General features: G+C 59.4%; 18 protein-coding genes. 8 read left to right on the plus strand and 10 right to left on the minus strand.

The window, feature by feature from the left end:
* Window positions 1–111 precede the first annotated feature (111 nt).
* A complete protein-coding gene (locus tag CQ009_RS23245; RefSeq protein WP_105708829.1) occupies window positions 112–909 on the minus strand; it encodes a class I SAM-dependent methyltransferase in 798 nt (265 codons plus the stop codon).
* 319 nt (window positions 910–1,228) lie between these two features.
* On the opposite strand from CQ009_RS23245, the gene CQ009_RS23255 reads away from it, so the two are divergent.
* Together CQ009_RS23255 and CQ009_RS23260 are read left to right on the plus strand one after the other, a co-directional pair.
* Window positions 1,229–1,408: a DNA-binding protein gene (locus CQ009_RS23255; RefSeq protein WP_105708830.1), complete on the plus strand. Its 180-nt coding sequence runs from the start codon at window positions 1,229–1,231 to the stop codon at window positions 1,406–1,408.
* Window positions 1,409–1,464: 56 nt separating this feature from the next.
* Window positions 1,465–1,812 (plus strand): hypothetical protein, encoded by a 348-nt coding sequence (locus CQ009_RS23260; RefSeq protein WP_064392935.1) that lies wholly within the window; start codon window positions 1,465–1,467, stop codon window positions 1,810–1,812.
* 125 nt (window positions 1,813–1,937) lie between these two features.
* Here the strand turns inward: CQ009_RS23260 and CQ009_RS23270 are convergent, their stop codons facing one another.
* The 5 genes from CQ009_RS23270 to CQ009_RS23290 form a co-directional block, all read right to left on the minus strand.
* Window positions 1,938–3,368: a sigma-54 dependent transcriptional regulator gene (locus CQ009_RS23270; protein ID WP_105708831.1), complete on the minus strand. Its 1,431-nt coding sequence runs from the start codon at window positions 3,366–3,368 to the stop codon at window positions 1,938–1,940.
* A complete protein-coding gene (locus tag CQ009_RS23275; protein WP_105708832.1) occupies window positions 3,337–4,827 on the minus strand; it encodes a HAMP domain-containing sensor histidine kinase in 1,491 nt (496 codons plus the stop codon). Before CQ009_RS23275 ends, CQ009_RS23270 begins: the two co-directional genes overlap by 32 nt.
* A gap of 94 nt (window positions 4,828–4,921) precedes the next feature.
* Window positions 4,922–6,025, minus strand: a complete 1,104-nt coding sequence (locus CQ009_RS23280; protein WP_105708833.1) for an SCO family protein — start codon at window positions 6,023–6,025, stop codon at window positions 4,922–4,924.
* On the minus strand, window positions 6,022–8,829 hold the full coding sequence (locus CQ009_RS23285; RefSeq protein WP_105708834.1) for a multicopper oxidase domain-containing protein: 2,808 nt from the start codon (window positions 8,827–8,829) through the stop codon (window positions 6,022–6,024). The genes CQ009_RS23280 and CQ009_RS23285 overlap by 4 nt, the downstream gene beginning before the upstream one ends.
* Window positions 8,830–9,195: 366 nt before the next feature.
* A complete protein-coding gene (locus tag CQ009_RS23290) occupies window positions 9,196–10,644 on the minus strand; it encodes a sensor histidine kinase (protein ID WP_105708835.1) in 1,449 nt (482 codons plus the stop codon).
* Between the two features lie 672 nt (window positions 10,645–11,316).
* Between CQ009_RS23290 and CQ009_RS23295 the strand changes: the two genes are divergently transcribed.
* From CQ009_RS23295 to CQ009_RS23310, 4 genes are all read left to right on the plus strand, one after another.
* Window positions 11,317–12,663, plus strand: a complete 1,347-nt coding sequence (locus CQ009_RS23295) for a hypothetical protein (RefSeq protein WP_105708836.1) — start codon at window positions 11,317–11,319, stop codon at window positions 12,661–12,663.
* Between the two features lie 35 nt (window positions 12,664–12,698).
* The gene (locus tag CQ009_RS23300) at window positions 12,699–14,927 is read left to right on the plus strand and encodes an Ig-like domain-containing protein (RefSeq protein WP_105708837.1); all 2,229 of its coding nucleotides are present in this window, start codon (window positions 12,699–12,701) and stop codon (window positions 14,925–14,927) included.
* Window positions 14,928–14,999: 72 nt separating this feature from the next.
* Complete coding sequence (locus tag CQ009_RS23305; RefSeq protein WP_105708838.1) at window positions 15,000–15,464, plus strand: curlin; 465 nt, start codon at window positions 15,000–15,002, stop codon at window positions 15,462–15,464.
* A gap of 28 nt (window positions 15,465–15,492) precedes the next feature.
* On the plus strand, window positions 15,493–16,944 hold the full coding sequence (locus tag CQ009_RS23310; protein ID WP_105708839.1) for a curlin: 1,452 nt from the start codon (window positions 15,493–15,495) through the stop codon (window positions 16,942–16,944).
* A gap of 340 nt (window positions 16,945–17,284) precedes the next feature.
* Here CQ009_RS23310 and CQ009_RS23315 read toward each other — a convergent pair whose 3' ends face one another.
* Window positions 17,285–18,211, minus strand: coding sequence for an alpha/beta hydrolase (locus CQ009_RS23315; protein WP_105708840.1), 927 nt, complete (start codon window positions 18,209–18,211; stop codon window positions 17,285–17,287).
* Window positions 18,212–18,523: 312 nt separating this feature from the next.
* Here CQ009_RS23315 and CQ009_RS23325 point away from each other — a divergent pair, with 312 nt between their 5' ends.
* Both CQ009_RS23325 and CQ009_RS23330 read left to right on the plus strand, forming a co-directional pair.
* Window positions 18,524–18,793 (plus strand): hypothetical protein, encoded by a 270-nt coding sequence (locus tag CQ009_RS23325; protein WP_105708841.1) that lies wholly within the window; start codon window positions 18,524–18,526, stop codon window positions 18,791–18,793.
* A 52-nt stretch (window positions 18,794–18,845) separates the two neighbouring features.
* Window positions 18,846–19,244, plus strand: coding sequence for a hypothetical protein (locus CQ009_RS23330; protein WP_146117564.1), 399 nt, complete (start codon window positions 18,846–18,848; stop codon window positions 19,242–19,244).
* A 65-nt stretch (window positions 19,245–19,309) separates the two neighbouring features.
* On the opposite strand, the gene CQ009_RS23335 is transcribed toward CQ009_RS23330, so the two are convergent.
* From CQ009_RS23335 to CQ009_RS23345, 3 genes are all read right to left on the minus strand, one after another.
* Window positions 19,310–20,104 (minus strand): DUF6694 family lipoprotein, encoded by a 795-nt coding sequence (locus CQ009_RS23335; protein ID WP_105708843.1) that lies wholly within the window; start codon window positions 20,102–20,104, stop codon window positions 19,310–19,312.
* Between the two features lie 263 nt (window positions 20,105–20,367).
* On the minus strand, window positions 20,368–20,697 hold the full coding sequence (locus CQ009_RS23340; protein ID WP_105708868.1) for a hypothetical protein: 330 nt from the start codon (window positions 20,695–20,697) through the stop codon (window positions 20,368–20,370).
* A gap of 29 nt (window positions 20,698–20,726) precedes the next feature.
* The gene (locus tag CQ009_RS23345; RefSeq protein WP_105708844.1) at window positions 20,727–21,332 is read right to left on the minus strand and encodes a hypothetical protein; all 606 of its coding nucleotides are present in this window, start codon (window positions 21,330–21,332) and stop codon (window positions 20,727–20,729) included.
* Window positions 21,333–21,400 lie beyond the last annotated feature (68 nt).

Genomic DNA, 21,400 nt, shown 5'->3' on the forward strand with positions numbered 1-21,400 from the left:
TTGTGGCGGTTTTGATGCCGCCATCGCGAGCAGGCTCACTCCTACACGGGATCGCATTTCAAATGTAGGAGCGAGCCTGCTCGCGAAGAGGCCGGCAGCCGCACCGATCAATCAGGCCTTGGTGGCGACGAGGGTAAAGCACATCGGCATCTGCGCATCCCGATTCAGATACTGGTCATACACCTCTTCCCGATTCGAATGCGCGTACTCCCGGAAGTGCGCAATGTTCAGCCCTGCCGCAATGGCACCGCTGAAAATCGCCCCCAGCGTATGCACAAACCAATACGACTTCGCCGCCTGCTGTTCAACCTTGCCGACGTAGACAATCGGTTCTTCCTGCACAAAGGGCTCGGCGCGGAAGTACGAAGTGGCGAGGCGGTAGGGATCCTCTGCGTCGGGATCGACCATCTCCAGAAATGGATGGGTTTCGTAGATCACCAGTTTGCCACCCGGTTTCAGCGTCGAGGCGACGTGGCGGAAGAACTCGCCGATGTCCGGCATCCAGTTGAGAACACCGATGGTGATCAGCGCCACGTCAAACCGGTTCTGCAAAGACGCTGGCAGGTGATGAATATCGGTTTCGATGAACTCGGCGTTATGCGGTGAACGCTTGTTCAGCTCACGCGCCTGTTCGAGAAACGCCGACGACTGATCGACACCGACCACGCTTCTGGCACCGAGCGCAAACAGGGAGAGACTCTCGCGGCCGTTGTTGCAGCCCAGTTGAATCACATCCTTGCCATCGACCTCCAGCAACCCGCTCAAGGTCTCATCAAGGCAAGAGAAATCCGCCTGCGCGACTTCGCCGAGCAAGGCCTGCCAATCAGGCGAATCCTGGTGATGGCGAGCGGAATCGTTCCACGCCTGTCGATTGCTGTCGATGGCGGTTTTATTGTTGGGCACTTCCATGGCGCACTCCGGACGATGCTCGTGATTGAGCGGATCCGAGTCTAGATCAGCCCGGCAATTGCGGTTGTTGCAAACTTGTAAGCCAATTCGTGTAGGAGCTGCCGCAGGCTGCGATCTTTTGATCTTGTTTTTAAAGGTCAAGATCAAAAGATCGCAGCCTGCGGCAGCTCCTACATATCTGAGTGTTCATGCCTACAAGTGTCGGCGAATTATCAAAACAGATAGCGGACACGGCTGACTATTCAACTCTGCTCACATGGATATCCTCACAAAGCGCAGACATCCGACGCGCACAAAAAATGGCTAAGGAGGTTTAACCATGAGCCAGACGTTAACGAATTTCGACGTGGCAGCATTGCTGGACAGTGACGAAGCCATCAGCGAATACCTGTCCCAGGTTCTTGCAGACGGGGATAACGAAGAGTTTCTTCGCGCAATCGGCTATGTCCTCAAGGCCTGCGCACAGCCGGGGCATGTGATCAATCACCCGGTTGTTTGAATGTCGGGCAGCTATAGTTAATAGCCTTGGGGAAAACCGCACTCGCAGGTGCCGCCATGCATATGCTCGCTCGGCTGTTGTTGACCGGCTGTCTGCTTGCTGCCACTCAGGCGCAAGCGCTGGACAGCAATTTCAATTATTACGGGCCCAACCAGCCCTTCGCCCACCCTGCTCCGTATTCGCTGGGTTCCACACCGCCCAAACCTTACGACGATACGGCGCCGCAGGATTTTGTGGTGATTCCGGGTGACCATGAGTTCTACGATTCACAATTGCCGACGGTGGCGGATGCGACGGTGCGGGTGTTTATTCGCACGTACGATGCCGAGCGCGGGATTTATGTGAATGACGAGGTGCTGGATCCGGGGTGTTTGCTGGAGTGTTTGAGCCGGCAGCAGCATTGATCCGGCACCTCCGATCCCTTGTAGGAGTGAGCCTGCTCGCGATAGCGGTGTGTCAGCAATAAAGAGGTCGACTGACACACCGCTATCGCGAGCAGGCTCACTCCTACAGGGGATTTGCGGTGGGGCTACCACTGCCGTTTATCGGGCCGGGCGAGGCCGAGTTTTTCGATGCGGTAGCGCAGCATGTCGCGGCTCAGGCCCAGCAGACGCGCGGACTTGGTGACGTTCCAGTCGGTCTTGTCGAGCATCTTGCGCACCATGTCGCGTTCGACTTCCGGCAGGTTCATCGATTCGGTGTTGCTCGCCGGGCGCGGTTCGTAGTGCATCGGGGCTTCATGAATATGCAGCGGCGGCTCGTCGACCAGGCTCATGCACACGTTCAACTGATGCGCAGCAATCGTGTCGCTCGGCGCCAGCAACACCGTTTGCTCAAGCATGTTGCGCAGCTCGCGCACATTGCCCGGCCAGGTGTAACTGAGCAGCAACTCCTCGGCTTGATCGCTGAAATGCAGATTCGGTTTGCCGTAACGCTTGCCATGGCTGGCGAGGAAATGCCGCGCCAGCAGCAGAATATCTTCACCCCGCGCATACAGACGCGGCACCTTGATCGAAATGATCCGCAAGCGGAAAAACAGATCACGACGGAATTTGCCCTGCTGAACCATTTGCTCCAGGTTGCAGTTGGTCGCACTGATCACCCGCAGATTGACCTTGCGCTCCTTCACCGAACCGACGCGGCGAATGGTGCGATCCTCCAGCAACTTCAAAATTTTCGCCTGCAACAGCAGGTCCATCTCGCCAATTTCATCAAGAAACAGCGTGCCGCCATCCGCCGCTTCCACTAACCCGACGCGGCGATCCTTGGCGTCGGTGAATGCGCCCTTTTCATGCCCGAACAGCTCCGATTCCACCAGATTCGACGGGATCGACGCACAGTTGAATTCAATGAACGGACCTTTGCTGCGCGGGCCGTCGAAATGCAGCGCGCGGGCCACCAATTCCTTGCCGGTGCCCGTCTCCCCCTCTACCAAGACCGGCGGCAGATCGGTGTTGGCCATGCGCCGCTCGGCATCGAGCAACTGGCCGATGGTGTTCTTCAGATACTGCATCGGCGCCGAGTCGCCAATCAGCGCCTGCACCCCGGATTTCTGCGCCTCGCGTTCCTGATAGAACGACAGCGTGCGTTCCATCCGTTCGGTAGCCAGCGCCTTGTCGAGCAGCAGTTTGAGTTCCGTCAGCGCCACCGGTTTGGTGACGTAATGAAAGGCGCCCTCCTTCATCGCCACCACGGCATCTTCGACGTTGCCGTAGCCGGTCATCATGATCACTTTCAGATCCGGCGCGCTGATGCGCAGCTTCTGGATCAGGTCGTGGCCGCTCATGCCCGGCAGCGAGTTATCGGTCAGCACAATGTCGGGCATGAAGGTTTCCAGTTGCGCCAGCGCGTCCTCGGCCGAATGGCAGACGGTCACCTCGAAGTCTTTGCGCTCCAGGTAGGTCTGAATATTTTCGGCCAACAGTTCGTCATCCTCGACCAGCAGAATGCTGTGTTCCATATTCCCCTCCCGATGCCACTTTGAAGTTGAGACTGACGCGGGTTCCTTCCTGCTCGCGGCTGGTCAGCACGACCGAACCTTCAAAACGCTCCATGATTCTTTTGACCAACGCCAGACCAACCCCGAGGCCGCCCTGTTTGGTGGTGAAAAACGGTTTGAACACCAACAGTTGCTGCTGCGCGCTCATGCCCTTGCCGGTGTCGCTCAGGGTCATGCGCACGCGGTCCGGCTGCGGTGATTCGAATTCGACGCTGAGCACACCGCCCTTGGGCATGGCTTCCAGGGCATTGGCGAACAGGCTATTGAGTATTTGCGTGAGCAACACCTTTTGACTGACGACCGGCGCGCAGTTTTGCGGACTGAATCGCACTTCGACGCCACTGCGTTTGATCAATGCATCAAATGCGCCAAAGGTGTCTTCAACTGCCAACACCAGATCGACGGTCTCACCGTCGTCATTCATCGGCCGCAACGACACCAGCAACTCGCGCACCCAACGTGACATGCGATCGACCTGGCTGATGATGTCGCCGATGTTGCGCTGCGCACCGGGGCTGGCGATTTCCTGGGCCAGTTCGGCGCTGGAACGAATCGTCGCCAGCGGATTGCGCAGGCTGTGCGCCACCGCCGAGGACATCTCGCCGAGGGCGACGAAGGTTTCGTTGCTGATCAGTTGTTGCTGCTGGCTCTGCAGCAATTTCGCCGCGCGCCGGACGATCCAGAACAAGGCTAGAAAGATCGCCGCACCGCCGAAGCAAGTCGCTGCCCAGATCGAGGCAAATCCACGGTCGATGCGATCGACCAGATCCGCCGGCTCCTTGTAGACCTCAACCATGGCGACGACTTTGCTTTTGTCGGCGTTAAACATCGGGATGTAGTTCTCGATGAACAGGTATTTCGGTTCGCGCAACATTTGCTGCTCGGGTTTCTCATCGTCGATCTTGTGGTAGCTGGAAGACACCGGCACTTTCATCTCGAATGATTCGTCGAGCTCATCGTCATCCTTGATGTGCACGCCGATAAGCTCAGCGTTGGTCGACCAGATCACCGTGCGATCCAGCGCATAAACGGTCGCGAGCAAAATGTCCGGCAAGTGTTCGACGTGATCGAGAAACTCGGTGCGTGCCGAAGCCTGTAACGCCGGATCAACATCGGGATAGTGGTTGTCCTGGCGCGGGTCGAGCATCTCGCCCATCGTCCGGTTCGGATTGATTTTCGCGTGACGCATTTCCGCCGCGCCGATGGCCTGGACGAATTGCGCAGTCAGCAGCGCGTCGCGCTCGACGCTTTCGGTGACCACGAAGCGCGTGGAGATATAACCCAACCCCAGCGCCACGGCGGCGATGATGAAAAAACTCGCGAGCGAGAACCAGCGCAGCAGATTGAACTGCTCGCGCCAGCACTTGCCTGCGACCGATGGGTTCGGTGCAGAGGTTTTTTGTGCTTCCAGTCGCTGCATGGGAGTGCCCTGGAGTTTTTCTATCGAGTCGCGTACAGAGATCAGTGTAGGTGGCTCTGACCGCGACACACGGTTCAATGATGCTATTTCGCCGCTACTGCATACGACTCACCGCTGCGGCTGGATCGCCCGGTTTTACTGGCGTCAACGCCCCGTCGGCCACGGCAGCGGTGGACGGATGCTGGCGCTCGGTTTCTTCACTGAGAAAGTCGATGATCGACTGCGCGGACGGCTCGTCGAGGCGCAGGTTGGGCATCGGAATTCGCTCGAATTGTTCATACAGTTGCAACGCGATCGGGTCTTTTTCCGCGAGCAGGCGATCCGGCTCGCGAATCCAGCGATTGAGCCATCTCGGGTCGCGGTTGCGGGTCACACCGATCAGGTCCGGGCCGATGCTGCGCATGCCGAGGCCCTGCCCATCCATGGGGCCAAGGCTGTGGCACGAGGCGCAGCGGGTGCGGAACAGTTCTTCGCCGTTGCTGGGCGGGCGAATGTCCGGGGCATTGGCGTAGCTTTCCTCGATGCTCGGCTGCTTCCAGTTCTGCAGGGTGTTGGCCAGTTGATCGGCGAGGATCCACGGATTTTCGAACGGCGACGCCTTCATCCAGCGCCCGGTGCTCTGGTTACCGACGATCAGGCTGAGGTTGTGATCCTTGCTGCGACCGTTGTCGACACCTTCGATGAACAGCCCGAGTTTCTTGCGCAAGTCGGTGACGTCTTCGAACTCGCCGGTGAGAAACTTCCAGCCGGGGCCGACCTTGAAGCGCTGCGAATAGGCCTTGAGCACTGCGGGGGTGTCACTGAGCGGATCGATGCTGATCGAGTAGAAAAAGATGTCCTGGCCGACCCGATCGCCGAGCAGTTTCTGCACCTGGCGCAAGCGTGCAGTTTCCAGTGGGCAAGAGTCGCTGCACGAGGTGAAGATGAAGTTGATCACCACCACTTTGTCTTTGATCAGGTCATCGAAGAAATTCACCTGCCGACCGTCCTGATCGGTCAGCAAGGTATTGGGGAAATAGTCGCCACCCCACGGGGTGGCGGATTCACTGGCCGCTGACGGTTCGCCGACGCTGGCCTGGTGTGCCAGCAGCACACGGCTGCCGAGCACACAGGCCACCAGCATCAGCACCAGGTGCATGCCCAGCGCCCGGGAGCGCGGGGTATGCTGCGGTAGGCGGTCAGCGTGCCGGCGGTTCATGGTTTGACCACCACTTGTGGGCCAACACCGTCACCGTTGCGGAAGGTAGGCAGCGCGGCAGAGTTGACGTAGCGCACACCGTCCCAGCTTGGCAGTGGGGTTGGCATCAGTTGCAGTTGCCCGGGCTTCTCAAGGTCCCAACGCAGCAGCATCGAGTTGTCTTCATGCTGAGTGTTGTGACAGTGCTCCATGTACGTCCCGGCAAACTCGCGGAAGTTGATCGCCATTTCGACGCTGTCCAGACCGTCCTTTTCCGAGCCGATGCGATAGACGTCCTTGCGCGCCCATTTTTCCCACTCTGGCGGGGCCTTGCCGCCGCGACTGAGGATGATCCCCTCTTCGAAGTGCACATGCACCGGATGGCTCCAACCCGTGCCGCCGGCCTTGATGTTCCACACTTCGAGGGTGCCGAACCCGGTGATACCGGCATCGGTCGGGCCGCTGGACAGCTGAGTCGAAGCATTCAAGCGACGCGGGTCCATGTGAAAGCCGAAGCCGCCATCGGTCTTGACCGTCCATGGCGCTTCATCGGTGCCGTCGGAACGGCCGAAGGTGAAGGTGCGGTGGCGAGCCTTGGCTAGCACGGCTTTGTCGGCAGCATTGTCGCGGTGAAGCTTCAGCGGGATCATCACCAGCCCTTCAGCCTTGCCCGGTTTCGCCGGTTCGTAGGCTGCCGGGTTCATCGCCAGATCCTGGCCGGTGTAGGCCTTGACGTTGAGCTGCAAGACCTTGCCAACCGCCGGATCGCCTCTGTCCCACTGCGGGCCCTTGCTGGTCTGCTTGATCACCGCCAGGTATCTCTCCGACAGGATGTCGCCCAGCGGGATGACATCTTTGGGTCCCTTACCGTCGTCGTGAGCCTGCAGGTTGACGAAGAACAGCTTGTCCCCCGGTTTGATGCCGTTTTTCGAGAAGTTGACGATGATGTCGAAGCGCTCGGCGATACCCTGAGTCGGCAGGATCGCGTTGTGGTTCTGTTTGTCGCCATCGGCATCGAGATCCATGCTGCCGTCAAACGGTACGCTGTGTTCCATGATGTTGCCGTCGTTGGCAATCATGTGAAACGGCACGCGACTGTACGACACGCCGGAGTTTTTCGGCCCCTGGAACTCGCCGCTGGTGCCTTTGATTTCCCGCACCAGCGCCAGTTTGAAGTAGCGCGACACCGAGCCGTTGAGGATGCGGAAGCGATAACTGCGCGCACGCACATCGAGGGTCGGTTTCCATTGCCAGTTGACCAGCAACTGATCACCGAGGAAGCCGTCGGTGTTGAACGGGTTGAACCACAACTGCCCTTCCTGATCCCACGCCTTGTCGGCAAACACCAGGTTGACGTCGTAGTCACGGTTGCCCCATGGCAAGGCGCTGCCGCTGGGCAGACGCAGGTTGACGCCGTCGTCCACCGATTCATTGCCGCGATCCAGCGCGCTGTAATAGTTCATCATCGCCGCATTGCCTTTGTAGACGTTCTGCGCGGTGAAATCGAGCATGTGATCGTGGAACCAGTGAGTGCTCATGGTCTCGCGCCAGTCGCCACGGATTTTGATCGTGCCGTGGTCGCAGGTTTTCTTCGCGGGGGCCAGGTCGTTGACCCACAAGGTTTCACCCGGTGCGCAAGGGAACGCCGCACGTGGGTCTTCAGCCTTGGTGTTGATGCTGTCGTAACCGGCGAGCTGGATCGGCCAGCGATAGTCATAGAACTGCCCCGGGAAGAAGAACGCGTTGGCATAGCCATCGCTTTCCGCCGGCGCGTGACCGTTGTGCTCGTGGGTACTGATCGTATGCAGACCGAAGCCTCGGTTGGCCGACGGGTCGATCGGCAAGCCGTTGTAGTGACGCATCATCACCGGTTGGCCGTAGCGCACCATCAACAGTTTTGGCGGCAACGTGCCGTCGAAGGTCCACACCGAATTGTGGTTTTGCGCTGGCATGGCCGGGTGGAAACGCGGGTCGACACCTTTGGCGGTGCCATCGGTCAGCGGTACGCCAGCGACGTTGTGATACAGGCCGCCGGGGCCGAATTCGCCGACGGCGTAATGGTGCATTTGCACACTGTCACGCAGGCCACCATTGAGGCGCGCGCCGGTCTGCACGGTTTTGTAGGCGACTTGCGGGTAGAACTCGTTCCAGCGCTGGTGCGCCCAGCCTTTTCCTGGTGGCCGCCCTTCGGCGGACGAGCCGATATGGCGGTTGAGGTACACCTCGATCTGCGCCTGCCACGGATTGCGGTCGACGACGTTGGCGAACTGGCTGGGGAATGGCGTCAGACCGGGTTGCCGCAGGAACGCATCAAGCGCAGTGCCGGGCGGCGCGCTGCGGGCGATGTTGTTCGGATCTTGGGCCGGTGCCGGACCGATCGCCGCTGGTGGAAACGGCAGCGACGCGGCCGGGGTGGTCGGGTCGAGTTTTTCCGGGCCGAACTCTTCGAACAAGGTCAACTGCTGGGTGAACGGCTGCGCGCCATAGAGCGGGCTCGGCTTGCCGTTGGTGGGGTAGTTGAAACTGGTCTGCACGGAGGGTGGCAGGACGTTTTCGATACGCGTTTCAGCGCGATCGCCTTTGACCCCGTCAGGTAGATCGAAGGAGTCTTCGTTGGCCTCCGGCATGGTCAGAATGGCGTTTAGCGCGCCAGCGCGGTCGGCCGGTTCGTCGTAGTACGCCGAGGGGTCGGAGACTTCTGGCTGTCGCTCGTCATCAATGGGACTGGCGCGGACGCCGGCCATGGTGCCGAGGGTCAACATCAGAAAGACGCTCAACGGCGTCAGCAGGAAGGTGTTGCTTGGTCCACGCGTTGTTCTGTCCATCACCAGCCGCCTCATCAAGAAAGGGGTGATGGTGTTTTGCAACTAGTGCGCCAAGAAATTATTTCCAGTTGTAACAGGGGCTTGGGGATGCTGTGGGTTTCCCCACTTCCCGGTGACCGGGGCTTGACACCCACTGGTGGGGGAAGTTCATAAGTTTTTGCGGCGTTTATAAACTTGTGTACCAACTGACGCAGGCTGCGATCTTTAAGAGTGATCGTTCCCCCGCTCTGCGTGGGAATGCAGCCCGGGACGCTCTGCGTCCCATTGGAACGCGGAGTGTCCCTTGAGGCATTCCCACGCAGAGCGTGGGAACGATCAAGATCAAAAGATCGCAGCCTTCGGCGGCTCCTACAGGGAATGTGTGGTTCAGGTAACGAGTTGAAAGGCCAACCGCACGGTGGTGCCCTCGCCTTCGCGGCTGTCGAGGGTCACGCCGCCACCGAAGCGTTCCATGATGCGTTTGACCAGCACCAGGCCGACGCCCAGACCACCGGTTTTGGTGGTGAAAAACGGCCGGAAGGCCATGGTCCGTTGCTCTTCGTTCATGCCTTTACCGGTATCGCTGAGCACCACGCACACACCCCGATCATCGCTTGGTTCAAGGCTGACGGTCAATGTGCCGCCCTTGTCCATCGCTTCGAGTGCATTGGCCAAAAGGCTGTTGAGGATCTGCGTCAGTTGCACCGGTTGGCTGAGCACCATCGGCGTGTGTTGCGGATGAAACACCACCCTCACCCCGGCCCTGGCGATCTGTTGTTCGAACGCCACCAGGCTTTCGTGCAACGCCGCCACCAGGTTCACCGGTTCCGGGTCATCGTTGAGTGGTCGCAGCGATTGCAGCAGTTCGCGTACCCACTTCGACATGCGGTCGACCTGACCGATGATGTCGTTGATGTTCTTCTCGGCCGGGCCGGCATCGAACTCCAGCGCCAGTTCAGCGCTGGAACGAATGGTCGCCAACGGATTGCGCAAACTGTGTGCCACCGCTGAAGACATCTCGCCCAGGGCGACAAAGGTTTCATTGGCGATCAGTTGTTTTTGCTGGGCCGCGAGCAGAATCGCCGCACGCCGCACGATCCAGTACAGGCCCAGATAAATCAGCCCGCCGCCGAGCGCGGTGGCCAGCCAGATCAGCACCATCCCGCGCTCCATGCGCGCGATCAGATCCTTGGGTTCCTTGTAAATCTCGACCATCGCCGTGACGTTCTTGCCCTCGGCGTCGAACAGCGGGATGTAGTTCTCGATGAAGATGTAGTCCGGCGGCGTGATGAATTTCTGTTCTTCGCGGGCCTTGTCGACATCGTGGTAACTGGCAGAAACGGGGATTTTTTCGTTAAAGGCGCGATCAAGGTCTTCATCGGCATGAATGTTGGTGCCAATGAGCGCGGGGTTGGTTGACCAGATCACCTGGCGGTCGGGCGCATAAATATTGGCGAGAATCACGTCCGGCAAGTGTTCGATGTGATCGAGAAACTCGCCCCGAGCATCGGCCCGGGCTTGCGGACTGACCTCGGGAAAGTTCGTGTCCTGACGTGGGTCAAGCAATTCACCCATGGTCCGCACGTTGGGAATCGACACATGGCGCACCTCGGCCGAGGCGATCGCCTGAATGAACTGTGCGGTGAGCAAGGCATCACGCTGCACGCTTTCATCAATGACAAAACGCGTCGACACCGCGCCAAGCGCGATGGCCACGGTACCAATCACCGCCATGCTGATCAGCGAAAACCAGCGCAGCAGGTTGAACGACTGCTTGCGCGAGCTCAAGCGCAGATTGCCCTCCTCGACCGGTAGCGATTTCGACTGCATGTTCATGGCGGCGACTTCTCTATACGTCCCTATAGGGTTATAGCCCACGGGTGGGGGTTTGCCCGGTTGCGGGGATATCGCCCCGATATACACCTCCCAAACCACCACAAGTCCCTGTAGGAGCTGTCGAGTGAAACGAGGCTGCGATCTTTTGATCCTGTCTTATTAAATCAAGATCAAAAGATCGCAGCCTGCGGCAGCTCCTACAGGGATCTCGGTCGCCCACATATTTTGTTTACACCGAAGAAGCTTGCTCGCGAAGGCGGCAGGTCAGTCGACATTTTCGTCACGGGAAGTCCGCATTCGCGAGCAGGCTCGCTCCCACATTGGCCTGGTTCGCTCACCTGTTTTGTGTTCACCGAAGAACCCTGTAGGAGTGAGCCTGCTCGCGATCGCGGTGGGTCAGCTGAGATTTTTGGTACAGGGAGACCGCTATCGCGAGCAGGCTCACTCCTACAGGGGGTTTGTGTAAGGCGGGCAATGATGGTACTCCCCACCGTCCCCGATTCTGGGGAATGACGCCCTTTCCCCGCTGGAAAAAACCCCAGCTTCATTCCTGCAAACCCTTCTAATCCGGCCTTCTCCCGCCCATTCACCGCACCTTGGCATGGAAGGTGTACAGGCCCCTTCAACTGACCCATCCCCAAGGGGCAGGTACTTTGATAGAGGGATTAACTCATGCACCCTTTACTGTCCAAAACCGCGACCGTCCTGGTCGTGAGCGCCTTGGCCCAAGGCATTGCCCAGGCCGCTTTGTTTGCTGTTGATCCGGGCCCGTACGCGCCGGCCACCGGTGGTTTCGCCAGTTGGTATCAGGACACCCACGGTCGCACGCTGGATCTGTGCCTGTCCAAAGCACTCAGCTCGCGGGTGCCCAGCGCTCCCGGCGCGCCGTCGTACATGTGCTCGCTGCTGCCAACTCCCGGGGTGTTCGATGACGCCCAGCCGATCGTGTTCCCGAGCAACTTCCCCGATGAAGCGTTCTGGTTCACCGGCGAGACCACCCTTGTCGACGCCGCACGCGGCATCGACCTGACCTACGTCAGCGCCATCGAAGCCGCATTCGCTGCCGAGGAACCGGTCGAGGGCGATCAAGTCAGCTTTGCGCGGATCCGTATTCGCGTCGATGTGCCGACCGCCGGTACCTACGTGATCACCCACCCGTACGGCGTCGACGTGTTCAACATCGACACCCCCGGCCGCCGTGCAATCAACATGACCCGCGACATCGGCATCGGCACGCCGAAAACCTACGACGGCGCGCTCAAGGGTGACATCGGCCCGTTCCTGCGCAGCGTCAACGGCCCCTACACCGAGACCAACCCGCTGACCGGTGCCGCCGAACAATTCGTCGGCGACCCGAACCTCAGCGAGGCGGTCACTGGCAGCCCGTTCAATACCAACTACGTGCGCATCGAAGGCCCGAACGGTCTGGATCTGCGCGCCACCACCTTTGCCGTCTCCGGCAAGTTGTCGACCGTGGTTCGACCCACGCCGATGATCGCGCAGCGCAGCACCTACTCACGCAAGGCCGGCGACAGCGCACCGGTGGCGCAGCAAGACGTGTTTGTCCTCGCGCCGCCGGCACCGGGCACAGCGGCCATCACCAGCAGCACGCCCGTGCTGAACATGACCGAGGCCAACACCACCGGTAGCTGGTACGCGCAGTCGTCGGCCAACCCGACCTTGCCGACCACGCTGCAGGTGACCGCCGACAACCACCTGGCCATCGCCAGCAGCACGCCGACCACCCTGCCCATGGCCCTGACCGACCTGGTGGTGATCCAGAGCGCTCAATACAGCCTGAGCTCCGGACAACTCACCGTCGTAGCCTCGACCAGCGACGAAACCTCACCGCCACTACTCACCGCCACCTCCGGCAGCGGCGCCGCCATCGGTGCACTCGGTGGCGACGGCGCGGTGAAAACGCTGGCCACCGGGATCTCGCCGATTCCGCCGTCCCGGGTTCGCGTGACGTCGTCCAACGGCGGCAGCGACACCGAAGAAGTGGTCATCGTGCAATGAACGCTCACATGCCCAGATCCGCATCAGGAGGCATCATGAACAAGTGGCCACGCTTTGCGCTCAACGCGCTCGGGCTCGCTCTCTCGCTGACCGGCAGTGCCTATGCGCAACTCGCCGCCGTCGACCCCGGCCCCTACACCTTCGCCACCGGGAAATTCCCGATGTGGTATCAGGACGAAAATCAGCTGTCGATGGAGCTCTGTCAGTCGCGCGCGGCCAGCTCGCGCGTGGCGGCTACCACGCCGCCGGCCTACATGTGCATCCTGCTCGCCGAGCCGGGGATCTACGACGACGCCCAGCCGATGATTTTCCCTGACAACTGGCCGCCGGAAGCCTTCTGGTTCCTGGCCGAAACCGCAATTGCCGACAATCCTGCCGGCTATGGCGTGGATGCTTATGTCGCCGGGATAGAAGCAGCGTTCGCCTCGGAAAATCCTGTGGATGGTGATCAGCAAAGCTTCGCGCGGATTCGCATCCGGGTGAACGTGCCCGTTGCCGGCACCTACACCATCACTCACCCCTATGGCGTGGAAACGGTCAACGTCACCGCCCCCGGTCGGCGAGCGATCAACATCACTCGCGACATCGGCATTGGCGCGCCGGGAAATTTCTCCGGCGCTGTCGGTGGTGCCATCGGCCCGTTCCTGCGCAGCGTCAACGGCCCCTACACCGAAGTGAACCCGGACACCGGTGCCACGGAAACGTTTGTCGGCGACCCGAACCTCAACGAAGCGGTGACGGGCAGCCCGTTCAACACCAACTTCCTGCGGATCACCGGGCCTGCCGGAACCATCCAGTCCAACGTGTTCAGCCTGTCCGGCAAAGTGCTCGACAACCGCCAGCAAACCCAAGTGGAAATCGACCGCGCCACCTACCGCCGCACCGCTGCCGGCGTGCGTGCCGAAGTGTTCGCCAAAGCGGCTAACAGCTCAAGTCTGTGCTTTCGCGAAAGCGTGGCGCTGCTGCCCGGCCCACCGCCGACGCCGTGCCAGACCAGCCTGTTGGGTGACAACAACGGCCTGTTCTTCGGCCACCGATTGGGCACTGGCGCGGTACCTTCGGTAGTCGTCGTGACCGCGACCAACCCCACCGGTACCACGCGTCCGACCGCCGTCTCGGCCAAGCTCACCGACGTGGTGAAAGTACAAACCGCGCGCTACAGCTGGGCCAACAAAAGCCTGTTGATCGAAGCGACATCGAGCGATGAAGTGGCGATTCCGGACATGGTTGCCCAAGGCTACGGACGTCTGTCGAAGACCGGCACCCTGCAACGCATTACCGTTGCCGACCTGACTCAGCCACCGGCCACCGTGACGGTGAAATCCGCCGCCGGCGGCAGTGACACCGAGGCTGTCGTCGTGGTCGGCACTGCGCCGGACACTGGTGAAAACCAGGCGCCAATCAGCAACGCGGACACCGGCAGCACCAGCTTCGGCGTGCCGATCACCCTCAGCCTGTTGACCAACGACAGCGATCCCGATGGCGATAATCCGCTGGGCATCACCGCGTTGACGCAACCGGCAGCCGGCCAAGGCACCGTCGCCCTCAGCGGCACCGCTGCCGTGGTATACACCCCGCCAGCGGTGGTGAACGCGCCACTGACCACGACCTTTACCTACAAGGCGCAGGACGCCAAAGGCCTGGCTTCGGCCAACCCGGCCACCGTGACGATTACCGTCGCACCGAACCAGGCACCGACCGCCGTCGCTGACGCCGTCGCCACGCTCGGTGTGGCGATCCCGATCAACGTGTTGGCCAACGACACCGACCCGGAAGGCAACGTGCCTCTGGCCGTCGCCAGCCTGACCCAACCCGCCGCTGGTCGCGGCACGGTCAGCAGCAACGGCACGGTGATCACCTACACCCCACCGGCCACCGTGACCACGGCGTTCACCACGACCTTCACCTACATCGCCCGGGACAACTTCGGTGCCCTGTCGACGCCGGCCACGGTCACGGTGCAAGTGTCGCCAAGACCAGCGGCGGAAACGTTCGCCGTCACCGCTTCCACGGTGCAGGCACGCTCCGGCGGGCGCTTCAACTGGGACTTCACCGGTACTTCATCGGTGACCACCGGCAACACCATCACCGTGCAGGTCACCACCCCGACCGGGCTGGTCACCCTTGGCACCACCACGGTGCCGTTGACCGGACGCTGGCGGCTGACGCTGAACAACACGCTGGTAGTGCCATCGGCCAACCCGACCGCGACGATCCGTTCGTCCCAAGGCACCGTGCGCACAGTCTCGGTGACCACGCTGTAGGCCTGATCCCCAGCCGCTCTCGGGTGGCTGGGGCTAATTTGAAACCGGTTAACGCCTGACAGGATGTGAGCCATGAACACGCCGACCGCCGCCCTGCTTTGCCTGCTTCTGCTGTGCGGCAGTGCGGGTGTGCGCGGCGAAGACCTGATGGACAACGACGACCTGGTTCCGACCAGCAGCGACCTCGGCGAACTGCCCCCACCGGTGGGTCAGCAAGCCCTGATCGACCAGCTTGGCCAGGCCAACGTCGCCCTTCTGCAACAGAACGGTCAGTCGCTGCTCGGGCAGATCGTGCAGTCGGGCAGCAATCAGGAGGCGTACATCCTGCAACAGGGCAGCGACCTGATGGCCCTGATCAACCAGAACGGTTCCGGCAACTCCGCCGCGATCACGCAAAACGGCAGCCATAACCGCGCGCAGATTTCGCAAAACGGCAACAACAACGACGCCAGCATCGAGCAGGCCGGCGCGGGGCTGCAAAGCGCCGTGACCCAGTCGGGCAACGGCATGAGCGTTTCGGTCAAGCAATATCGCTAAGCACTGCAAATCATCGGAGAGTTCAATCATGTTCAAACTGACGCCCCTCACCGCCGCCCTGCTGGTCATGATCAGTGCCCAGGCCATGGCCGACGACAGCCTGTCCACCCAGAGCCAAGCCGGTACCGCCAACATCGCGGATGTGAAACAGACCCAGGCACCGTTCAGCAGCGCCACCCAGACCCAACTGGGCCAGGGCAACGACGCCGCCGCCGTGCAAGACCACGCCACCAGCGTGATCACCCAGGACGCCGTCGGCGACTACAACGCCGGTTACGCCGAACAGCTTTACGAAGACAACGCCACCATCACCCAGCAACAAGTCGGCGCCTTCAACACCGCCCACGCCAGCCAGTCACTGGGCTTCGGCTCACCGAATAGCGCGCTGCAACAGCAGCAAGGCACCGGCAACTTCTCGTTCGTTTATCAGGACTCGCAGAACGGCAGCGAAGGTAAAACCTTGCAGTTCGGCGACAGCAACGAAGCCAACATCGAGCAACTCTATGAAGGCACCGGCAACAGCGCGGTGATCACCCAGTACGGCACCGCCAACTACGGCACCGCCGAACAAGTGCTGCACAACGGCGGCCAGATCGGCATCAACCAGGCCGGCGAAGGCAACTACGCCTACGGCGACCAACGCAACGGCACCGGCGGCAACATCACCATCAACCAGTTCGGCAACCTCAACGGCACTGAAATCTGGCAAGACTCGCAACTGGCAAGCCAGGCCACCGTCAACCAGTACGGTGACAGCAACGAAACCGTGGTCGACCAGAGCTTTGGCGAAAACAACAGCGCTGCCGTCACCCAGGTCGGCAACAGCAACGCGATCTACGCCGACCAGTTCGAGTCGGTCAACTCGACGCTGGCGCTGTACCAGGTGGGTAACGGCAACGTGCACTTCACCTACCAGAACGGCGACAGCCATGTGCTCAACGCCACTTCGGTAGGCAATGACAACAAGGTCTACGCCAGCAATTGGAAAGGCCCACAATCCGGCGGGCAGTTCGGCAGCGGCCAGCGTGCGACGGTTACTCAGGCGGGCAATGGCAACATCGCCAGCTTCACTCAGGATGGCGTCGGCCAAGTGATGACCACGCATCAGACTGGCACGGGCAACAAGACCACGGTCAGCCAGGCTGAGTCGTATAACGAGCTGTACTTTGATCAGAATGGCAGTGACAACATTCTGATCTCCGATCAGCGCGGGACCACCAACCTGGTGCAGGGCTCATCGAACGGCACGGGCAACAGCGCAGAGTTCGATCAGTCCGGTTCGGGCAACCAGGCATATACCGCACAGTTGTATGGCAGCGACAACATGATCACGGTCAAACAGGCCGACACCATGAACGTGGCGTACGTGACCCAGGGCGGTACCGGGAACATTGCCAACGTCGATCAGAGTGGCGTGACGCAAACGGCAAATATTCAGCAGTTCGGCTCGGCCAACCAGGCGACGGTTTTGCAGCAGTAGGGGTTGGGTGTTGGTAGGCCGCGATTCTCTGGTGAGGGGATCGCGGTTTTTTGTGTCCGCAGGACCGATCAACGACACGTGTTCTTTAACGCTTCGGATCAGCCACGTCCTACAGAAAAAGGAATGTTTTCTGGCGGAACGAACGCTTTAGCGAGCGAGCTTTGCTCCTGCACGGGTTTCTTTTTGCCAGTTTGAGTGCGGCAAATGACACGTGCCGGGGGGCGTGGCGCGGGTCGCCGAGCAGTGCGCGGTGGGACGGGGCCGCCGGCCTCGCTGATGTTGTAACCCGGCGCGATTTCGGCGGAAATGGCCGGGTCGACTGCAACCTGAATCGAGCGTGTCAGATGAGCGCCCGACGCAAATCGGCGGCGGCCTCGGACAGCACTTGCGCGGCGCGCTCGACCACCGGCGCCATGCTGATGAACCCATGAATCATGCCGTCGCAACGCTGGTCACGGACGCTCACGCCAGCTTCTCGCAGGCGCCGGGCAAACGCCTCGCCCTGATCGCGCAGCGGATCGAATTCGGCAGTGATCAACGTAGTCGGAGGCATATGCGCCAGACTTGCGGCGCGTAACGGCGAGGCCAGCGGATCATCGCCCTGCCCGGCCTTTGGCAGATATTGCTGCCAGAACCAGTCCATCATGTTCGCCGTGAGGAAAAACCCTTCGGCAAATTCCGCATAGGATGGACTGTCGTTACGTGCGTCGGTCACCGGATAGAACAAGCACTGGTAGCTGATCTTCGGCTTTTGGTGCTGTGCCGCCAATTGACTGACCGCGAGCGCCATGTTGCCGCCCGCGCTGTCCCCGGCCAAGGCGAGACGACTGCCATCGACACCCAACTCGGCCGCGTGCTTAACCAGCCAGCATATCGCCTGATAGCAGTCCAGCGGTGCTGCCGGGAACGGATGCTCCGGTGCCAGGCGATAAGCCACCGACACCACCACTGCTTCGGTCTGGCGCGCCAGCGAGCGGCAAAGATTGTCGTGGGTATCGAGGTTGCCAACGACGAAACCGCCACCGTGGAAATACACCAACAGCGGTAAATCGTGTTCTTCCGAGGGTCGATACAGTCGCGCATCGAGTTCACCGACCGCGCCGGCAACGCGCAGATTGCGCACCTCGCTCATCGGTTCACCGGGAATGACCGGCTGCATGTTGTCGAAAAACTGCCGGTATTGCGCGGCATCGAGCTGGCCGTAATCGGGTGCTGGCAGCTCGCTGAATTGCTGGAGAATCGGGGCGATCTGTTTATCGACTGGCATGGACGTCTTCCTTAACATCTGACATTTGAAACTGTGGGCTGGATTCTTCGAGGATGCTTTGTACACGAAGCTGCACTGCCGCTTCAAAGCCCTTGTGCAGTGCACCCCCAAAAGCGCTTCGCGGCGATGGCCGCAGACAACTGCGCCGCCGACTCGGCGGGGGTCATGATTGGGTCAAGGCGGCGCCTTCTATTCGTCTGGCGGAGCGCGCCTGCATAGTCCGATAGGGGGATGCCGCCGGTCTGATGATTCGCACGATCAGCTCTTTGGTTCTTCCAATGCAGTACATGCCCTTGCTCGGAAAACAATCTCATGAACAATAAAATGGCTGTAATCGGGCTGGCTGGCCTGATTTCGATCTGCCCGCTGTTTGCACTTGCCGTGGAAAAAACCAGCGGTTCTTCGATGCCGCCGACGGCAATTCCGGGAGTGAATCAGGGAGGGTCGGAGTCGAAAGAAGAAAAAGCGAACAAGAAAGGAGAAGAGGCTTCGGGCTCCAATTCCGGGGCTGAAGCGCACGAGACGCAGAAGGATGCCGAGGGTTCGAGTGATTCAGGAGATATGAAAAAATCCGGGCAATGAATTCTCTCTGGCCGTTAACTTGAGCAAACTCGGCAGATGGTGGCGCTGAGCCATGAATGGTAAAGTTCAGGCTCTAAATCAGGGATGGCGCGTCATGATCAAACGAATTTTTGTAGCAGCAACGCTAATGTTCACCAGCCTTGCGGCTAACAGCGCCAATCTGCCCAACGAGCTTTTGGAAGAGTGCAAACGAGTAGAGAACTCGGCCAGAGCAATCATGAATGCCAGACAAGAAGGCGTACCCCGTACAACCGTGCTGGAGATGGCCGACGCCGCCGGAAAAGAAAGTGAATACGTAGGCAGTTTGTACAAAAGTTTGATCGGAAAGGCCTATGAATTCCCGCAGCAACCCGACGCCAAGATGCGACAGGGCTTGGTCGATGAATTTCAGAAGACGTATTACTCGCTTTGCATTGATGCCGCGCAAAAGACCTCGGGCAAAACTACCTGAAGGGTTATGTGGATCAACAGACAGAAAAAACCCGCCGAGGCGGGTTTTTTTTGTGAGTCAGGCGATCAAGTCGGGCCATACTGATTTTGCAGGGCATCCAGTCGCGCCTGTTCGCTCTCACTTAGGCCGCCGGCATCAAAAAGCGCTTTGCCGTCCGGGCCATCCAGCCGGTAGACCTCGACGGTAAAAATGGCTCCAGCCGGCGCTTCAATCTTGCCCCACTTACCGAATTTGTTGGGCAAAAGTTGCCAGGTCGCACTTTCACCAGACTCCAGACCACCGCTGATTTCATAATTGAAAGCGTCGACAAACCATGGAACCGCTCGTTCAGGGCTGGCAATGGTGCCCTTGAAGTATGCGCGCGAGACTGGATGCGAAGTGCCATTCTGCACAGTCAACTCAATAACCGGCTGAGCGATCTTGGAGTACTTGTCAGCTTGCTGCTCCAGAAGCCTGGACTTCGATACGGCAAACTTCGCCAGCTCGTTTTTCGCGATTTCGGCAGAAGCAGCCTTGGATTTCAGTTCCTTGATTTCCAATAACGCCTGCTGTTTTTTCTTCTGCTCGGTCGCCGCGCGAATGGTCGCTGCCATCGTATTTACGTCGGCAGCGGTCTTTCCATCCAGGCTTAAACTGTTGCTCTGCTGCACGCCGACCAGCGACGTATTGCCGAGACTCAGATTGCTCAAGGCAATCAGCATCAGGTCTGCCGAGAACTGTTTCTTCTCGTCTGGAGAGAGCTTTTCAGCAACCTTTTTAGAGGACTCCTGCAAGGATGCTTCAGTGGTTGCGTCCAGTTTTGGATCGCCACAACCGGTAAGTAATGCTGCGAACAGCCCGATCAACAACATCCGTTTCATTTGTTTTTCTCCTGATGGCAAAGCGAATTCGGGTAAAGAGCAAAGGTGCTAAAAAAGTCGCTGTTTCGATACTCTATCCATGCTGCTGAACAAGGTGATCCCGCATATAGCGGGATAAAGCAGATATTGACCGGGATAGACCATCATCCCGACAGCGCAGCCAACGAGCAGCGCAATACCGCCATTGCGTCGGTGGCGAGGCGTGAATCATTGCTGAATGCGCGCCTGCAGTTGGCACGAGGATCCTGCTAAATTCAGCATGTTCATACCTTTTGAACAGTTGTGCTGAAGCTGAAGAAGTAGAACGAGATTTTTTCTTCTTCAACATCCCTCAGCTCATATCTGACTCTGTCGAGACCATCGTCGATTCGGCTCACGCTCAGATCCATGAATTGAGTTAGTCCACCGCCGAAGCCTTTCAGGTGCAGTGCGCTGACGTCATGGAATTTTACCGTGACAGCGGCTGTTTCTGGATTGTTGGAGGACGACATGGTTAACGACAGGTCGTACTTGAAATCCTGCATCTCGATGTTCATTGAGATCACACAGTTGTGCGAGAACAGGAGATCGTTCAGGTGGGGAATGCTGTTCATGGTTAGCGAACTCGAAGAGGGATTCATATTCACTTGTTTTCAGTCCGCCAATTACCCAAGCGGCTTTCCCCTACCGGGACACAGATGCCAGTTTTGACCACCTCATCGGGCTCCGGAGTTTCACGATCGCTCAACTCTTGAATGACCACTTGGCAGATACCGAGCGCTGCATGCTTTGTCTGAAACGCAAGATAGGCCTCGTAATCTTTTCCGGCTCGAGGAGTAAAGGATCGTGCAGGTGCATTACACATGACCCCTTGGAAGGAGATTATCGAGATTACCGTTGGCACGCCCGCTGGCAGGACAAGCTCCGAGTATTTCTCTCTATAAGACAAATGCGCGGAGTGCCACGAAGGGCGCATTCCGATGACTTCGTTTTCATACTGCCCGGGCGACATGCCTAGCAGATTCACCTGACCTTTTTTTCGGCTGACCTCTGCATCAGCGTTCGCTTTGTACTCTTCACAAGATTTACCTGGCGTGTAGGAAGCCCGGAGATTGGGGTTTGAATAAACCCTGATTCGAGCAGTAGAGGCAGGATCATATTTTTGCTGTTCGGCTTCATTAACGACCGGAACAATCTGGGCGCAACCGGATGCAAAGAGGCATGCCGAAATGATCAGAGCGGCTTTCATCGAATCATCCTTAAACTTTCAAAAAAAGCATGAATCATTGCAGCTGATTTCTGCAGCGCATAATCCGC

The organism is Pseudomonas sp. MYb2 (assembly GCF_002979955.1).
Lineage (GTDB): Bacteria > Pseudomonadota > Gammaproteobacteria > Pseudomonadales > Pseudomonadaceae > Aquipseudomonas.

Bases quoted from the DNA above. Each gene is read 5' to 3' on its own strand.
- CQ009_RS23285 (WP_105708834.1), bottom strand. From the start codon at position 8,829: ATGGACAGAACAACGCGTGGACCAAGCAACACCTTCCTGCTGACGCCG.
- CQ009_RS23300 (WP_105708837.1), top strand. From the start codon at position 12,699: ATGAACAAGTGGCCACGCTTTGCGCTCAACGCGCTCGGGCTCGCTCTC.
- CQ009_RS23270 (WP_105708831.1), bottom strand. From the start codon at position 3,368: ATGGAACACAGCATTCTGCTGGTCGAGGATGACGAACTGTTGGCCGAA.
- CQ009_RS23290 (WP_105708835.1), bottom strand. From the start codon at position 10,644: ATGAACATGCAGTCGAAATCGCTACCGGTCGAGGAGGGCAATCTGCGC.
- CQ009_RS23260 (WP_064392935.1), top strand. From the start codon at position 1,465: ATGCATATGCTCGCTCGGCTGTTGTTGACCGGCTGTCTGCTTGCTGCC.
- CQ009_RS23275 (WP_105708832.1), bottom strand. From the start codon at position 4,827: ATGCAGCGACTGGAAGCACAAAAAACCTCTGCACCGAACCCATCGGTC.
- CQ009_RS23245 (WP_105708829.1), bottom strand. From the start codon at position 909: ATGGAAGTGCCCAACAATAAAACCGCCATCGACAGCAATCGACAGGCG.
- CQ009_RS23295 (WP_105708836.1), top strand. From the start codon at position 11,317: ATGCACCCTTTACTGTCCAAAACCGCGACCGTCCTGGTCGTGAGCGCC.
- CQ009_RS23345 (WP_105708844.1), bottom strand. From the start codon at position 21,332: ATGAAAGCCGCTCTGATCATTTCGGCATGCCTCTTTGCATCCGGTTGC.
- CQ009_RS23325 (WP_105708841.1), top strand. From the start codon at position 18,524: ATGAACAATAAAATGGCTGTAATCGGGCTGGCTGGCCTGATTTCGATC.
- CQ009_RS23255 (WP_105708830.1), top strand. From the start codon at position 1,229: ATGAGCCAGACGTTAACGAATTTCGACGTGGCAGCATTGCTGGACAGT.
- CQ009_RS23280 (WP_105708833.1), bottom strand. From the start codon at position 6,025: ATGAACCGCCGGCACGCTGACCGCCTACCGCAGCATACCCCGCGCTCC.
- CQ009_RS23335 (WP_105708843.1), bottom strand. From the start codon at position 20,104: ATGAAACGGATGTTGTTGATCGGGCTGTTCGCAGCATTACTTACCGGT.
- CQ009_RS23340 (WP_105708868.1), bottom strand. From the start codon at position 20,697: ATGAACAGCATTCCCCACCTGAACGATCTCCTGTTCTCGCACAACTGT.
- CQ009_RS23310 (WP_105708839.1), top strand. From the start codon at position 15,493: ATGTTCAAACTGACGCCCCTCACCGCCGCCCTGCTGGTCATGATCAGT.
- CQ009_RS23315 (WP_105708840.1), bottom strand. From the start codon at position 18,211: ATGCCAGTCGATAAACAGATCGCCCCGATTCTCCAGCAATTCAGCGAG.
- CQ009_RS23305 (WP_105708838.1), top strand. From the start codon at position 15,000: ATGAACACGCCGACCGCCGCCCTGCTTTGCCTGCTTCTGCTGTGCGGC.
- CQ009_RS23330 (WP_146117564.1), top strand. From the start codon at position 18,846: ATGAATGGTAAAGTTCAGGCTCTAAATCAGGGATGGCGCGTCATGATC.